The 15,482-nt window shown below is 33.0% G+C and carries 12 protein-coding genes; all 12 read left to right on the forward strand.

Going from position 1 to position 15,482, the window contains the following annotated elements:
• Positions 1 to 75 precede the first annotated feature (75 nt).
• The 12 genes from ymdB to mutL all read left to right on the forward strand — a co-directional run bounded on the left by ymdB (position 76) and on the right by mutL (position 15,232).
• Positions 76 to 867: a 2',3'-cyclic-nucleotide 2'-phosphodiesterase gene (gene ymdB, locus V5E38_RS05595; protein ID WP_069034492.1), complete on the forward strand. Its 792-nt coding sequence runs from the start codon at positions 76 to 78 to the stop codon at positions 865 to 867.
• Between the two features lie 126 nt (positions 868 to 993).
• Entirely contained in the window at positions 994 to 1,254 is a 261-nt protein-coding gene (gene spoVS, locus V5E38_RS05600) for a stage V sporulation protein SpoVS (RefSeq protein WP_044893696.1), read from the forward strand.
• Positions 1,255 to 1,491: 237 nt separating this feature from the next.
• Positions 1,492 to 2,418 carry a dipeptidase gene (locus V5E38_RS05605; protein ID WP_499212476.1) on the forward strand — a complete coding sequence of 309 codons (927 nt, stop codon included), beginning with the start codon at positions 1,492 to 1,494 and terminating at the stop codon, positions 2,416 to 2,418.
• A gap of 229 nt (positions 2,419 to 2,647) precedes the next feature.
• Positions 2,648 to 4,405, forward strand: coding sequence for a 2-oxoacid:acceptor oxidoreductase subunit alpha (locus V5E38_RS05610; RefSeq protein WP_499212477.1), 1,758 nt, complete (start codon positions 2,648 to 2,650; stop codon positions 4,403 to 4,405).
• Positions 4,392 to 5,258, forward strand: coding sequence for a 2-oxoacid:ferredoxin oxidoreductase subunit beta (locus tag V5E38_RS05615; RefSeq protein WP_097975411.1), 867 nt, complete (start codon positions 4,392 to 4,394; stop codon positions 5,256 to 5,258). The genes V5E38_RS05610 and V5E38_RS05615 overlap by 14 nt, the downstream gene beginning before the upstream one ends.
• A gap of 107 nt (positions 5,259 to 5,365) precedes the next feature.
• Positions 5,366 to 5,911: a GNAT family N-acetyltransferase gene (locus tag V5E38_RS05620; protein WP_499212478.1), complete on the forward strand. Its 546-nt coding sequence runs from the start codon at positions 5,366 to 5,368 to the stop codon at positions 5,909 to 5,911.
• Between the two features lie 385 nt (positions 5,912 to 6,296).
• Complete coding sequence (mraY, locus tag V5E38_RS05625) at positions 6,297 to 7,247, forward strand: phospho-N-acetylmuramoyl-pentapeptide-transferase (RefSeq protein ID WP_499212479.1); 951 nt, start codon at positions 6,297 to 6,299, stop codon at positions 7,245 to 7,247.
• A gap of 332 nt (positions 7,248 to 7,579) precedes the next feature.
• Positions 7,580 to 9,109, forward strand: coding sequence for a tRNA (N6-isopentenyl adenosine(37)-C2)-methylthiotransferase MiaB (gene miaB, locus V5E38_RS05630; RefSeq protein ID WP_499212480.1), 1,530 nt, complete (start codon positions 7,580 to 7,582; stop codon positions 9,107 to 9,109).
• On the forward strand, positions 9,109 to 9,555 hold the full coding sequence (locus tag V5E38_RS05635; RefSeq protein WP_088012874.1) for a YlbF/YmcA family competence regulator: 447 nt from the start codon (positions 9,109 to 9,111) through the stop codon (positions 9,553 to 9,555). Before miaB ends, V5E38_RS05635 begins: the two co-directional genes overlap by 1 nt.
• 273 nt (positions 9,556 to 9,828) lie before the next feature.
• Positions 9,829 to 10,374 carry an outer spore coat protein CotE gene (cotE, locus tag V5E38_RS05640; RefSeq protein WP_069034483.1) on the forward strand — a complete coding sequence of 182 codons (546 nt, stop codon included), beginning with the start codon at positions 9,829 to 9,831 and terminating at the stop codon, positions 10,372 to 10,374.
• Positions 10,375 to 10,533: 159 nt separating this feature from the next.
• Positions 10,534 to 13,176, forward strand: coding sequence for a DNA mismatch repair protein MutS (gene mutS, locus V5E38_RS05645; RefSeq protein WP_499212481.1), 2,643 nt, complete (start codon positions 10,534 to 10,536; stop codon positions 13,174 to 13,176).
• Positions 13,177 to 13,288: 112 nt separating this feature from the next.
• Positions 13,289 to 15,232 (forward strand): DNA mismatch repair endonuclease MutL, encoded by a 1,944-nt coding sequence (mutL, locus tag V5E38_RS05650; protein ID WP_499212482.1) that lies wholly within the window; start codon positions 13,289 to 13,291, stop codon positions 15,230 to 15,232.
• Positions 15,233 to 15,482: the final 250 nt, after the last annotated feature.

A 15,482-nucleotide genomic window follows, 5' to 3' on the forward strand; every position in this document is an offset into this window, starting at 1 on the left:
TTCGTATTTTTGGGTAATCTAAAAGTAAAATCAGTGCTGTGAATTAACAGTGGCAAGTTGGAAGGATGTAACGAAATGAGAATAATGTTTATAGGCGACGTAGTTGGTTCAAATGGTAGGGCAATGGTAAAGGCTAATATTCAAGCTTTAAAAAGGAAATATAATCCTTCAGTAACGATTATAAATGGTGAAAATGCAGCACATGGTAAAGGAATAACGGAAAAAATTTACCGCGAATTTTTAGAATTAGGTGCTCAAGCAGTAACACTTGGTAACCATGCATGGGATAAAAAGGATATTTTTGAATTTATTGATCAAGCAAAATACTTAGTTAGACCAGCTAATTTCCCTGAAGGTACACCAGGTAATGGATTAGTCTTTTTAAATTTTAATGATGTTGAAATAGCCGTTATAAATTTACAAGGTAGAACATTTTTACCACCACTTGATTGTCCTTTTAAAAAAGCTGATGAGCTAATAAAAATCGCTAAAAAACGAACAAACATCATTTTTGTTGATTTTCATGCTGAAGCAACAAGTGAAAAAATTGCGATGGGCTGGTATTTGGATGGAAGAGTAACAGCGGTTGTTGGTACACATACACATGTTCAAACGGCTGATGAGCGAGTTTTACCTGCTGGTACAGCGTTTATTACGGATGTTGGAATGACGGGTCCATATGATGGCATTCTAGGCGTTACGAAAGAAGCTGTTATTAAAAAATTCTTAACGAACTTACCAGTGAGATTCGAAGTAGATGAAGGTAGAGGTCAGTTAAGTGGTGTCATCATCGAATTAGACAAACAAACTGGGCTAGCAAAATCAATAAAAAGAATACAAATAAATGATGATCATCAAGAGCTATAATATCAATTAAAAGAATTGTGAAAATTTTTAAAAAACTTTTAAATATTTGCAGGAATAACTTCTTGTTATCGAGAATAGTTTTTATTGTACACAATAATAGCTTTGTAAGTACAAGGAGGATCAGGAATGGAAATATTAAAAGTTTCAGCAAAGTCAAACCCTAATTCTGTAGCAGGAGCACTTGCAGGTGTATTGAGAGAGCGTGGTTCAGCAGAAATTCAAGCAATTGGTGCTGGCGCGTTAAACCAAGCTGTAAAAGCAGTTGCAATTGCAAGAGGATTTGTTGCACCAAGTGGTGTAGACCTAATTTGTATCCCTGCATTTACAGATATTCAAATCGATGGGGAAGAGCGTACAGCGATAAAATTAATCGTAGAGCCTCGTTAATAATAACAACCTGTTAGCCTAAAGCGACAGGTTGTTTTATTTTTAATTAAAGAAAGATGAAGTGGTAGCGAGTCAGATTACGCAAATTTGTAATTAAAAAGTGGAGTTAAGACTTTAGCCCCAACTTGAAGCTCGTCAGTCGACGAGTTTTTTTGCGTATAGTTATTACTTTTATTATTGGATTTATTAATATGTTACACTAGTTTCAATAGTCAAAAAAATGGGAGGGTATTAATTATGAAAGTTTTTGATGCTCATTGTGATGTATTGATGAAATTACTTGAAAAGCCTTCAATCAATTTTGAAAATGATGATTCACTACAAGTTTCAGTTAATCGATTAAAACAAGGGAATAGTAAAATACAATGCTATGCGATTTATATTCCCGAAAATATACATAAACTAATCAAATTTGATGCTGCTCTTCAATGTGTCACGCTTTTTTATGAAAAAGTAGCAACAGAAAATAATAATATAAAAGTTATTCGAACAAAAGAAGATGAAGTTGGATTAAAAAGTCACGAAATGGGGGCTATTTTGACGCTAGAGGGCTGTGATGCTCTTTTAGGTGATATTAATCGCTTAAAGATATTACATCGTCTAGGCGTACGTAGTGTCGGTCTAGTATGGAATTATGCAAATGAAGCTGCAGATGGAATTCTTGAAGAAAGAAATGGTGGGTTAACTAATTTTGGAAGAAGTGTAGTTCATTACTTAAATGAGCATAATATGTGGTGTGATCTTTCTCATTGTACTGAAGCCGCGTTTTGGGATGCATTTGAACAAGCAAAATATCCAACTGCGACTCATTCAAATGCTAAAGCGATTTGTAAACATCCAAGAAATTTAAATGATGAACAGCTAAAGGCTATGTTTAAAAGAGAAGCAATAGTAGGGATAAATTTCTATCCTACTTTTTTAGTCGATGAAGGTGTCGCAAGTATTTCAGATATTCTTAAACATATTGATTATATGTGCTCTCTAGGTGGAGAAAAATTTATTGCGATGGGATCAGATTTTGATGGAATCGATACTCATCCAACAAATTTACATCACGTAGGACTTTATCAAAATTTAACAAATGAATTGCTTAAACACTATACAGAACAACAGGTTAAAGGCTTTATGTATGAGAATTATTCATCATATATACATTACAAATAACACGTTACTTGTTCAGAATAATAAAAATATAAAAATTAAAGGAATAATTTCTTTCAAAATCATTGATTTTTTTGGTTAATAGGTCTAGAATTGAAAGCGAATTAACTCATATCAAAAGATATGTCTTAAATCGCTTTCATTCTTTTATAACAAATGAATGATATGCAAAAAAATTATCCATTTATAATTTAATTTATTACGAATGAGGGCATTCAAAGGGGTGTAGGAAATGATTGAACAACTTTCGTGGAAAGTTGGAGGACAACAGGGTGAAGGTATCGAAAGTACAGGTGAGATTTTTGCAATTGCGTTAAACCGTTTAGGTTACTACTTATACGGATATCGTCATTTCTCTTCTCGTATTAAAGGTGGTCACACTAATAACAAAATTCGTGTAAGTACAACTGAAGTTCGTGCAATTTCAGATGACTTAGATATTTTAGTAGCATTTGACCAAGAAACAATCGATGTAAACTTTTATGAATTACGCAAAGGCGGTATCGTAATCGCTGATGCTAAATTTAATCCGACAATTCCAGATTCAACTGACGTAACACTTTATTCAATTCCATTTACAGAATTAGCAACTGAACTAGGTACTTCATTAATGAAAAACATGGTTGCAGTTGGAGCTTCAAGTGCAATTTTAGGTCTATCAATTGAAGTTTTCAGAGAAGTTGTAGATGAAATTTTTGGTAAAAAAGGTCAACAAATTGTTGAGAAAAACATAGAAGCAATCGCACGTGGAGCAGAAGAAATGAGAGAAATGCTTGGCGTGAATGTAAATAAAATGCAATTATCAGAAGCTGATGGTAAAAAACGTATGTTCCTAATCGGTAACGATGCAATCGCAATGGGTGCATTAGCTGGTGGTTCTCGTTTTATGGCAGCGTATCCAATTACGCCAGCATCTGAAATTATGGAATACTTAATCAAAAAATTACCTCAGTATGGTGGAGCAGTTATTCAAACTGAAGACGAAATTGCTGCATGTACAATGGCAATCGGTGCTAACTATGCTGGTGTTCGTACATTAACAGCATCTGCTGGACCTGGTCTTTCATTAATGATGGAAGCAATCGGTCTTTCTGGTATAACTGAAGTTCCTTTAGTAATTGTTGATACTCAACGTGGAGGTCCAAGTACTGGTCTTCCAACTAAACAAGAGCAATCAGACTTAATGGCTATGATCTACGGAACTCACGGTGAAATTCCGAAAGTAGTAATCGCTCCAAGTACAGTAGAAGAAGGATTCTACGATATGGTGGAAGCGTTTAACGTAGCTGAAGAATTCCAAGTACCTGTTATCGTAATTACTGACTTACAACTTTCTTTAGGTAAACAAACTGTTGAGCCACTTCAATTTGAAAAAGTACAAATTCGCCGTGGTAAGTTTGATTACAAACAAGAATTACCTGTATCTGAAAACAAAGAGTACTTCAAACGTTATGAAGTGACTGAAGATGGCGTTTCTCCTCGTGTAGTACCAGGTATGAAAGGTGGAATTCACCACGTAACTGGTGTTGAGCATGATGAAATGGGTAAACCATCAGAATCACCAATTAACCGTAATCAACAAATGGATAAACGTATGCGCAAGTTAAATAACCTAAAATTCCCTAACCCAGTGTTAGTGAACTCTAAACACGAAGATGCTGATGTATTACTAGTTGGTTTCAACTCAACTCGTGGTGCGATTGAAGAAGCAATGGTTCGTTTAGAGCAAGATGGTATCAAAGTTAACCATGCTCATATCCGTCTAATTCACCCATTCCCAACAAACGAATTAATGCCTGAGCTTAAAAAAGCTAAGCGTGTAATCGTTGTTGAAAATAATGCTACTGGTCAATTAGCAAGCATTATCAAAATGAATTGTGGTCATGCAGAAAAGATTTCAAGCTTACTAAAATATGATGGAAATCCTTTCTTACCAAAAGAAATTTACAATACTTGCAAGGAAGGAGTTGTTCTAAATGGCAACATTTAAAGAATTTCGTAATAATATTAAACCAAACTGGTGCCCAGGATGTGGAGACTTCTCTGTACAAGCATCTATTCAACGTGCAGCAGCAAATGTTGGTTTAGAACCTGATAACCTTGCAGTAGTTTCTGGTATTGGATGTTCTGGTCGTATTTCTGGATATATTAACTCTTACGGTTTACATGGTATCCATGGTCGTTCACTTCCAATTGCACAAGGTGTAAAAATGGCTAACCGTGATCTAACTGTTATCGCTTCTGGTGGTGACGGTGATGGATTCGCTATCGGTTTAGGTCATACAATCCATGCAATTCGTCGTAACATCGACATTACGTATATCGTAATGGACAACCAAATCTATGGTCTTACAAAAGGTCAAACATCACCTCGTAGTGATGTAGGATTCAAAACTAAGAGTACGCCACAAGGTTCAGTTGAATCTGCACTTTCAGTAATGGAAATGGCATTAACAGCTGGTGGAACATTCGTAGCTCAAAGTTTCTCAAGTGATTTAAAAGAATTAACTTCATTAATTGAGCAAGGTATTAACCACAAAGGTTTCTCTTTAATTAACGTATTCAGCCCATGTGTAACTTACAATAAAGTAAACACATATGACTGGTTTAAAGAAAATCTTGTTAAACTTTCTGATGTTGAAGGATATGATCCATCAAACAAAGAAATGGCTATGCAAACATTAATGCAAAATAAAGGTTTAGTAACTGGTCTTATCTACCAAAACAAAGAGCAAAAATCATACCAACAATTAATTTCTGGATACAGTGAAGAACCATTAGTTGAATCAGAACTTCAATTAGAAAAAGCACAATTCGAAAAATTAGTTGCTGAATTCATGTAATACAAAGAAAAACTCCTCAATTTTGAGGAGTTTTTTTTTTACGACAATTTATTATGAAGGATACTACCAATTAATGTTGAAGTAGTTTGTAGTTAGGAGTGTTTTTAATGATGAATATTAAAATAAGAAGACCAAGAATAGAGGACATGAAAGAGTTAAATCAATTTTTTAATATAGTGATTACTGACACGTTTGCAAAAGAAGGCATTAGCAATCAAGTGGAAAGTATGAATGAAGAAATCGAAACAAAAGGAATTTATTTAGAAAATGATTTTGAAAGTAATGGTGAAAAACGATTTTTTTTAATAGCTCTTGATAACGAAAAAATTATTGGTTCGATTGAATATGGTCCAGCTAGTGATCTTATTTTAAATTGTACAAACCATGCATTAAAAGGGCTACCTGAGGTCGGTACTGTATTTGTACATCCGGACTATCAAAAAAATGGAATTGGAAATTTACTATTAAAGAATATGTACGTTACTTTACAGAAAAAAGGGATAGAAGAATTTTGTTTAGATAGTGGTTATTGTAATGCCCAAAAAATCTGGAAAAAGAAATTTGGAGAACCTGATTATTTATTAAAGGACTATTGGGAAAAGGGATATGACCATATGATTTGGAAAATTAATGTTATCGATATATTAATATAGTAATTTCGAGGATATAAGAAGAGGTTTTCACATTTTATTTCGTTCTGAATTATTGCTGTATACGAAGTGGGAGGAATTTCAACTTCAGTTATATTTGCACTTCCACTAGATTTAATTGCAGATTTGTTAATTATATTTGCGATTCCGTATTTTTAATTGCAGTTTTGCTGAATTTATTTGCGATTTTCGAGTTTTTTTGCAAACCACTGTTTATTTGCCAAATTTCATCATTTATTTGTACAGAAGAACCCTTTATTTGCGAATCCCAAACTCTTATTTGCTGGCCGCAATTAAATAAATACTAAAATTAAAAAATAGGAAAATAAAGGAAATCGCTTGATATTATCGAATTTCTTAAATAAAAATAATTGAAAGGAGAAAAATTTTGTCATCCTCACTCGTACCTGCTTTAATTACTTTTATCTTGGTAAGTATTCTTTCACCCTTTTTAATTGCGACGTTAAGAAGATTGAAGTTGACTCAACCTATAAGAGCGGAGTTACCAGCTGAACACCATAATAAAAAGGGAACTCCTTTAATGCTGGGAAGTATATTTTTGATCGGTATTTTAGTAGCTTTCGTTAATTATTCAAGTCCACTTATGCTTTTTTTAGTTGGAACTTTTATTTTATTCAGTGTCGTTGGTTTTCTTGATGACTTTTGGAAAGCATCAAAACAGGATCCGGGAGGAATATCAGCTAAAACAAAACTAGTTTTTCAATTTTCTTTTACTATTTTTTTACTTATTGTATTAATTAATTTTTTTGAAGTAGACACAACCTTTCGGATTACGGATTCTATAAGTATCTTTTTACCACTATGGGTGTATTTGGCCCTTATCACTTTATTTATTGTCGGATCAGCTAATGCTATTAATTTTACTGACGGGATGGATGGACTGCTTGGTATGGTTTCAATCCCTACCTTCTTTTTCTTTTTTTTGATTTCAGATCATATTGAAGTGAAAATTTTTAGTCTCATAATGATCGCTAGTTTAGCTGGTTTTTTAATTTATAACTTATATCCAGCTAAGGCTTTTATGGGCGACACAGGTTCAATGGCAATTGGTGGTTCTTTATCTTTTTTAGCGATCATTGAAAAAGTAGAAATCTTGATTCCAATGTTGTTTTTTATTTATTTAGCTGAACAGTTTTCTGTTATTTTTCAAGTTTTCTACTTTAAAAGAACAAGAAAAAGATTATTTCTAATGGCCCCTATACATTTTCACTATGGTATCAAATATGGTTGGTCAGAAAATATCATCGTTATGAATTTTACGATGGTTTCCTGGACAGGTTGTTTATTGAGCTACTTATATTTTTATTTTTTTATGTAATTTATGAACTCACAGTTATCATACTGAGAATTATTAATTTAAGAGGATCCATGATGGATTCTCTTTTTATGTTGAAAAAGGTGCTTTTTAGATTTCGAGGAGGCTCGGGTGACGGTTCCAAGAGTGAGGACCGTTATTAGAAATCAACATTCTTCTATTAGTAATTAAAGCGCTTTATTATTTAAAGAATTGTTTTTATAAAATTGAATAAAATTATTCAAATATACTACTATTATCGGCTTTCTTTTTTGCGTAACGTACATTGTATATTGTAGAATAACGTTATATACTTAAGTAATGTGTGGACGCTCGAGAAGAAAGGAGATTGTTTCATGAATGAACAACAACGCCTTCAAGGCACTAATATAAATAATTCAAAAGATAAAAACGATAAAGATTATAGTAAATATTTTGAAAAAGTTTACCAAGCTCCATCTTTGGCTGATGCTAAGCGTCGTGGTAAAGAAGAAGTTACTTATGATCGTGGTTTCGAAATTCCTGAAGAAATGAGAAATTCAGGTGTAGGTAAGAAATTCTTAATCCGTACTTATGGCTGTCAAATGAATGAACATGACACAGAAGTTATGGCAGGTATTTTAACGACGATGGGTTATGAAGTAGCTACATCAGTTGAAGATGCTGATATTATTCTATTAAACACATGTGCAATTCGAGAAAATGCTGAAAATAAAGTTTTTGGTGAAATTGGTCACTTAAAACCGTTAAAACTTCAAAGACCAGATCTATTAATTGGAATTTGTGGTTGTATGTCTCAAGAAGAAGCAGTTGTTAATCGAATTTTACAAAAACATTCATTTATAGATATGGTATTTGGTACACATAATATTCATAGATTACCATTTATTATTCAAGAAGCGATGTTTAGTAAAGAAATGGTTATTGAAGTATGGTCAAAAGAAGGGGATGTAATCGAGAACCTTCCAAAAGTACGTCGTGGAGAAATTAAAGCTTGGGTTAATATTATGTATGGCTGTGATAAATTCTGTACGTACTGTATTGTTCCTTACACACGCGGTAAAGAACGTAGTCGTCAACCAGAGGATATCATCAATGAAGTACGTGAATTAGCTAGACTGGGCTATAAAGAAGTTACTTTATTAGGTCAAAATGTTAATGCTTATGGTAAAGACTTAGATGATGGTAAATATGGATTAGGTCATTTAATGGATGAAATTCGTAAAATTGGCATCCCACGTGTTCGTTTTACAACAAGTCATCCACGTGATTTTGATGATCATTTAATTGAAGTATTAGCAAAAGGTGGCAACTTAATGCCACATATTCATTTACCAGTTCAATCTGGTAGCTCTGAAGTTCTAAAACTAATGTCACGTAAATATGATCGTGAACAATACTTAGAACTTGTAAGAAAATTAAAAACTGCAATGCCACAAATTTCATTTACAACAGATATCATTGTTGGATTCCCAAATGAAACGGATGAGCAATTCGAAGAAACGATGACATTATATGAAGAAGTTGGTTTTGATTTAGCATTTACATTCATTTATTCACCACGTGAAGGTACACCGGCTGCAAAAATGGTAGATAATGTACCAGAGAGTGTGAAAAAGGAAAGATTACAACGACTTAACACTCTTGTAAATGAAAAATCTGCTGAATTTAATAAACGTTTTGAAGGCCAAATACTTGAAGTATTAGTAGAAGGAGAAAGCAAGAAAAACCCTGATGTACTAGCTGGGTATACTCCTTATAATAAACTTGTAAACTTTAGAGGTCCTAAATCAATCGTTGGTCAAATTGTTAAAGTAAAAGTTACAAAAGCTAAAACATGGTCATTAGATGGAGAATTAGTAGAAGAAACAGTAGAGGTGCTATAATGGGAAAATATACAAAAACTGATATCGTTGAACGTGCAAAAGAATTAGCAGTAATGATTTCTGAAACTGAAGAAGTAGACTTTTTTAAACGAGCTGAAGCGCAAATTAACGAGAGTGAAACTGTAAGAGCTTATATTGAAGAAATTAAGTCATTACAAAAACAAGCAGTTAATTTAGAGCACTGGGGCAAGAAAGAAGCACTTAAAAAAGTTGAACAAGAGCTTGATGAATTAAATGAAAAACTTGAAACAATTCCAGTTGTACAAGAGTTTCAATCTTCTCAAGTAGAAGTTAATGATTTACTTCAATTAATCGCTCACACGATCTCAAATGGTGTGACAGACGAAATCATTAAGTCAACAGGTGGTAACTTATTAAGCGGTGAGACAGGTTCTAAAGTAGCACATGGACCGGATGCTTGCAAAACAGATAGCTGCAGCCATTAATAAAAAAAGACTCAAGGAAGCAATTAATTTTGCTGCCCCGAGTCTTTTTTTTATGTAAAGCTAATAAAGTAATTACTAAATAGCCTAAATATCATAATTTTTATGTTTATTTTTTAAATTCTTCAATTTAGAGTCAACTTTATTGGGCTGTCGTCATACAATTTATCATCACATGTTTTTTTAACTTGTATAAAAGAATTTTCATGTCATTAACACATTCCGCATATGTCACGCATAGAATGAAATGAAAATGGAACGAGGAGGGTCACACCTATGTCTGAACGCGAACATAGAGAGATTATAACGAAGGCAGTCGTAGGAAGAGGCAAGAAATATAACAAAGTCACACATACAATTACACCAAATCATACTCCATCAAGTATTTTAGGCTGCTGGGTTATTAACCATGTATATGATGCAAAAAAATGTAAGGATGGAGTAGAAGTATCTGGAAAATATGATATTAATATTTGGTACTCCTATGGCGACAATACGAAAACAGAAGTAGTTCCTGAGTCTGTTAAGTATACTGAAGTAGTAAAGTTAAGACACAGAGATGAAAACTTTACTGGCGAAGATTGTGAAGTGATTGCTAGATCATTAAAACATCCAAATTGTTTAGATGCAATTATTTCTCCAAATGGAAATCGATTTATTGTAACTGTAGAGAAAGAAGTATTAGTTGAAGTTGTAGGTGAAACGAAAATTGTCGTACTTGTTGCACCACATGGTGTACACGACGATGACGAGTTCTTTGATGTAGATGATGAGTTTGAAGATTTAGATCCAGATTTTGTTTTAGAGGGCGAAGAAGAGTAAGCTAGGCTAGGAAGGTGATACTTCCTAGCTTTTTTATTTATAAAGATTTTATTGTCCAATCAATCAAAAGTTTTCTTTTTCTTAACTTTCGAACTTTCTAAGCCTTTTCGCAAAATGTGATATAATATGCGAAGAATGTTTTTTGATGGAGAGGATAGAATGGCAACTTATACGCCAATGATTGAGCAATATTTAAATATAAAGAAAAATTACCAAGATGCATTTTTGTTTTTTAGACTTGGTGATTTTTATGAAATGTTTTTTGAGGATGCAATTAAGGCATCACAAGTTTTAGAAATTACTTTAACCGGTCGAGCAGGAGGAACTGAAGAACGAATTCCAATGTGTGGAGTACCATTCCATTCTGCGGCTGGATATATAGAACAATTAGTTGAAAAAGGATATAAAGTAGCTATTTGTGAACAAGTCGAAGATCCAACGGTCGCAAAAGGAGTAGTTCGAAGAGAGGTTGTTCAGCTGATTACTCCAGGGACGCAAATGGAGGGTAGATCGATTGATGAAAAGCAAAATCATTATATCTCAACATTATCAGAAGTAACACCAAGTTCATATGCTTTAGCTTGGATCGATTTGACGACTGGTGAGGGCAATGCTTTATTACTTAGTGGTTCAATTGAAGAAGCAGTTTTAAAAATTGCAGCAACTGGCACAAAAGAAGTTGTTGTAAATGAAGATTTTTCTTCTAAAGCGATTCAAACATTAGAAAAAAGCTTTTCAATTACCGTTTCTTTCGAGGAGAACGATCGTTTATCAGAGGAGTTTACAAATGTTGTAAAATCAATTGATCAAACTAGTTTAAAAGCTACTGCTGCAAGATTATTAAATTATTTATCGAGAACACAAAAACGAACACTTTCTCATCTTCAAGAAATAGTCGTTATTCATCAACATGATTTTTTAAACATGGACATGTATTCGATGAGAAATCTTGAATTAGTTGAAACACAACGTTCAAAAAACAAACAAGGTTCTTTGAATTGGTTATTAGATGAAACGAAAACAGCGATGGGTGGACGATTACTAAAAAAATGGATTCAACGTCCACTAGTAAGTACGAAACAAATCGAGCATCGTTTGACGATTGTGGAATTGTTAATGGAAAACTATTTTATTCGTGAAGACCTGAAGGAATTATTAAAAGAAGTCTATGATTTAGAGCGTTTAGCTGGTAAAGTCTCATTTGGTAATGTAAATGCAAGAGATTTATTACAATTAAAACGTTCACTTCAAACAATACCTTCAATTATTCATGCTTTAAAATCAATTAGTCATGAAACGATAGATGAACTAATCAATCAAATCGATCCATGTGAAGAGCTTCAAATGCTTTTAGAGAATGCAATTATTGAAGATGCGCCTTTATCTATTAAAGAAGGAAACATTATTAAAGATGGCTTTCATAAAACATTAGATGAATATCGATTTGTTAGTAAGAACGGTAAAAATTGGCTAATGGAATTAGAACAAAGAGAAAGAGAAATTACGGGGATTAAGTCCTTAAAAATTGGATACAATCGAATCTTCGGCTACTTTATCGAGGTAACTAGATCAAATATTAGTCAAATACCTGAAGGTCGTTACGAACGTAAACAAACGTTAGCGAACGCAGAACGCTTTATTACTGAAGAGCTAAAAGAAAAAGAAACAATGATTCTTGAAGCTGAAGAAAAAATGATTGGATTGGAATATGAGTTATTTATTTCAATTCGAGAACAAGTAAAACAATATTTATCTAGACTTCAAACATTAGGACAAGTAATTAGTCAAATTGACGTTTTACAAAGTTTTTCTGTAGTTAGTGAAAAAAATGGATATGTAAGACCAGTATTCACTGAAGAAAGAGAATATATCGTGAAGAATGGAAGACACCCAGTAGTTGAAAAGGTAATTCTAGGTTCAGAGTATATTCCGAATGATACGAATTTCGATGTTGATACTCATCAATTTTTAATTACAGGACCTAATATGGCTGGTAAAAGTACGTATATGAAACAAGTTGCATTAATCAGTATATTAGCTCAAATTGGTTGCTATGTGCCTGCTGAATACGCGAAATTACCTATTTTTGACCAAATATTTACGAGAATTGGTGCTGCAGATGATTTAATTTCTGGGCAGAGTACATTTATGGTCGAAATGTTAGAAGCTAATTATGCAATCACGAATGCAACAGAAAAAAGTTTAATCTTATTTGATGAAATTGGTAGAGGAACTTCAACATATGATGGAATGGCTTTAGCACAAGCAATGATTGAATATATACATGATCATATTGGAGCAAAAACGCTTTTTTCTACTCACTATCATGAATTGACGGTATTAGCTAATCAACTTAAGTTTTTGAAAAATATTCACGTTGCAGCAAAAGAGCAAGATGGAAAAGTATTATTCCTTCATAAAATCTTTGAAGGTGCAGCGGATCAAAGCTACGGTATCCACGTTGCCGAATTAGCAAATCTTCCAAAAGATGTAATCATTAGAGCAAAAGAATTATTAAATGATTTAGAATCAAATAATCATTCCTATGTTAAAGAAGGAATTGAAAATACAGAAAAAGAGATTGTAACGATTCAAGTACCGAAAAAAGAAATTGTTCAAACAACCGACAAAGAGGATGCTGAATCTCAGTTAAGCTTATTTGACGATCATCAACCGGTAGTTAAAGAAGTTGTTAAAAACCATCCTGTCATTGATCAATTAAAAGGAATAAACATACTAGAATTAAATCCTATGGAAGCATTTAATTTATTATATGAACTTCAAAAGCAAGTTAAAAAATAAAAGAAGGCCAATTGGCCTTTCTTTTTATTAATAATTAAAATTATGATAATAGCTTAATGTACTATACCTTTTTTTATTGATTAGTGCATTTATTTAGAGAGGAGGTTCACTAATGTCAAAGATACAGAAGTTAGATGAGATTTTAGCCAATCAAATAGCGGCAGGTGAAGTTGTAGAACGTCCTGCATCAGTTGTAAAGGAATTACTTGAGAATGCAATTGATGCGATTAGTACACGTATTACAGTCGAAATTAACGACGGTGGACTCTCACGAATTTTTGTAAGTGATAATGGCGAAGGGATGACAAAGGAAGATAGTGTACTTGCATTTGAGCGCCATGCAACTAGTAAAATAAAAGATGAGAATGACTTGTTTCGAATACGTACATTAGGCTTCCGAGGTGAAGCATTACCGAGTATTGCATCTGTTAGTTATGTTACAGTAAAAACATCAACTGAAGACGGACCTGGAATTGAAACAATTTTAAAAGGTGGCGTATTGCAATCCCAAAAAGAAATTGCTAAATCAAAAGGGACAAGTATTGAAGTTTCAAATTTATTTTTTAATACACCAGCTAGATTAAAATATATGAGAACCGTTCAAACAGAATTAAGTAATGTGACAGACGTTGTCTATCGATTGGCTTTAGCAAATCCACAAATCGCTTTTGATTTGAAACATAATGATAAATTAATGTTCCGTAGTAATGGAAATGGCGACGCAAGACAGATTCTTGCATCATTATACGGTCTACAAATTGCAAAAAACATGGTTCATTTTAAAGGCGAGTCATTAGACTTTCAAATTGAAGGCTATTTATCCATGCCTGAATATACACGAGCAACTAGAAACTATATTTCACTTTATGTAAATGGAAGATATGTAAAACACTATGGCGTAAACAAATCAATTAGCGAAGGCTATCATACTTTGCTACCAATTGGCCGTTTTCCAATCGTTTCGTTATTTATTAAAATGGACCCTCAATTAGTCGATGTAAATGTTCATCCAACTAAACAAGAAGTTCGTTTTAGTAAAGAGGATCAATTATTTACATTAATTACCGAAAGTATAAAAAAAGTTTTTAGAGGTCGTTCCCTAATTCCAGAAATAAAGTCAACAGTTCCAAAGGAAAAAATATTTAGTGAACAATCAACATTTTCATTCGAACATTCTTCGATAAAAGAAGACGTAGAAAAGAAATTACCATTCTCGCTTCAAGATCGTTTTACTACTAATTCGAATTATTCCAATGAGACTAATGAAACAATAAAGGAAGAAAATACAACTGAATTCGATTCATTTACTCAATTTGATTCATCAACTCCAACCGATTATGAGAGTCTTTATTTTGAAAAACATGAATCTAAAAAAGACGTAGGATATTCAAATATTGTAAATGAAGACGACCAATCAAATATAGAAGAAACAGTCATTGTGAATGAAGAAGTATATGATGAGCAAAATATAGACCAACTACCTCCTTTATATCCAATCGGGCAAATGCACGGGACGTATATTATTGCTCAAAATGAAAAAGGATTATATTTAATTGACCAACATGCCGCACAGGAACGTGTTTACTATGAATATTTTAAGGAAAAAATTGGGGAAGTTGCATCAGAACTACAAACTTTATTAATTCCAATCACATTTGATGTTTCACCAGAGCAAGCTATTTTATTAGACCAATACCAAGATGAACTTCAAGAAGTTGGATTATTTATCGAGAAGTTCGGATCGAATAGTTATGTCATTCGTGAACATCCAAATTGGTTTCCAGAAGGCCAAGAGGATACATTAATTGATGAAATGATTCAAGAACTATTAAAACGCGGAACAATTAATATAAAAAAACTGCGTGAAGAAAAAGCAATCATGATGAGCTGTAAGGCGTCAATAAAAGCAAATCAATATATAACAAACGATGAAATTTTTAATCTATTAGAATCGTTGAGAAAATCAAGTAATCCATTTACATGTCCTCACGGTCGACCAATCGTTATCCATTTTAGTTCATATGAGTTAGAGAAAATGTTTAAGCGTGTTATGTAATTTTAAAAGTGCTGTAGTCCCATGAATCAGGTTAACTGAATATGGGACTACAGCACTTTTTTTATTTGCTAATTTTAATAAGGTAGTGAGAGGTATTTCTGAAGCTCTCCCCATTTGAGAAGTCGATTCTTTTTATAAATTTTAGCAGGGTTATATCTGTTTTTTATTCGATTAGTTTGAAGTAGAGCGTATTTGCAAATTTTCCAATTGAAAGTAGCTAGTTTCAAGTCGGAATACCTTAACTGGTATA

The organism is Rossellomorea sp. GAMAL-10_SWC, assembly GCF_049568075.1.
Classification (GTDB): Bacteria; Bacillota; Bacilli; order Bacillales; family Bacillaceae_G; genus Gottfriedia.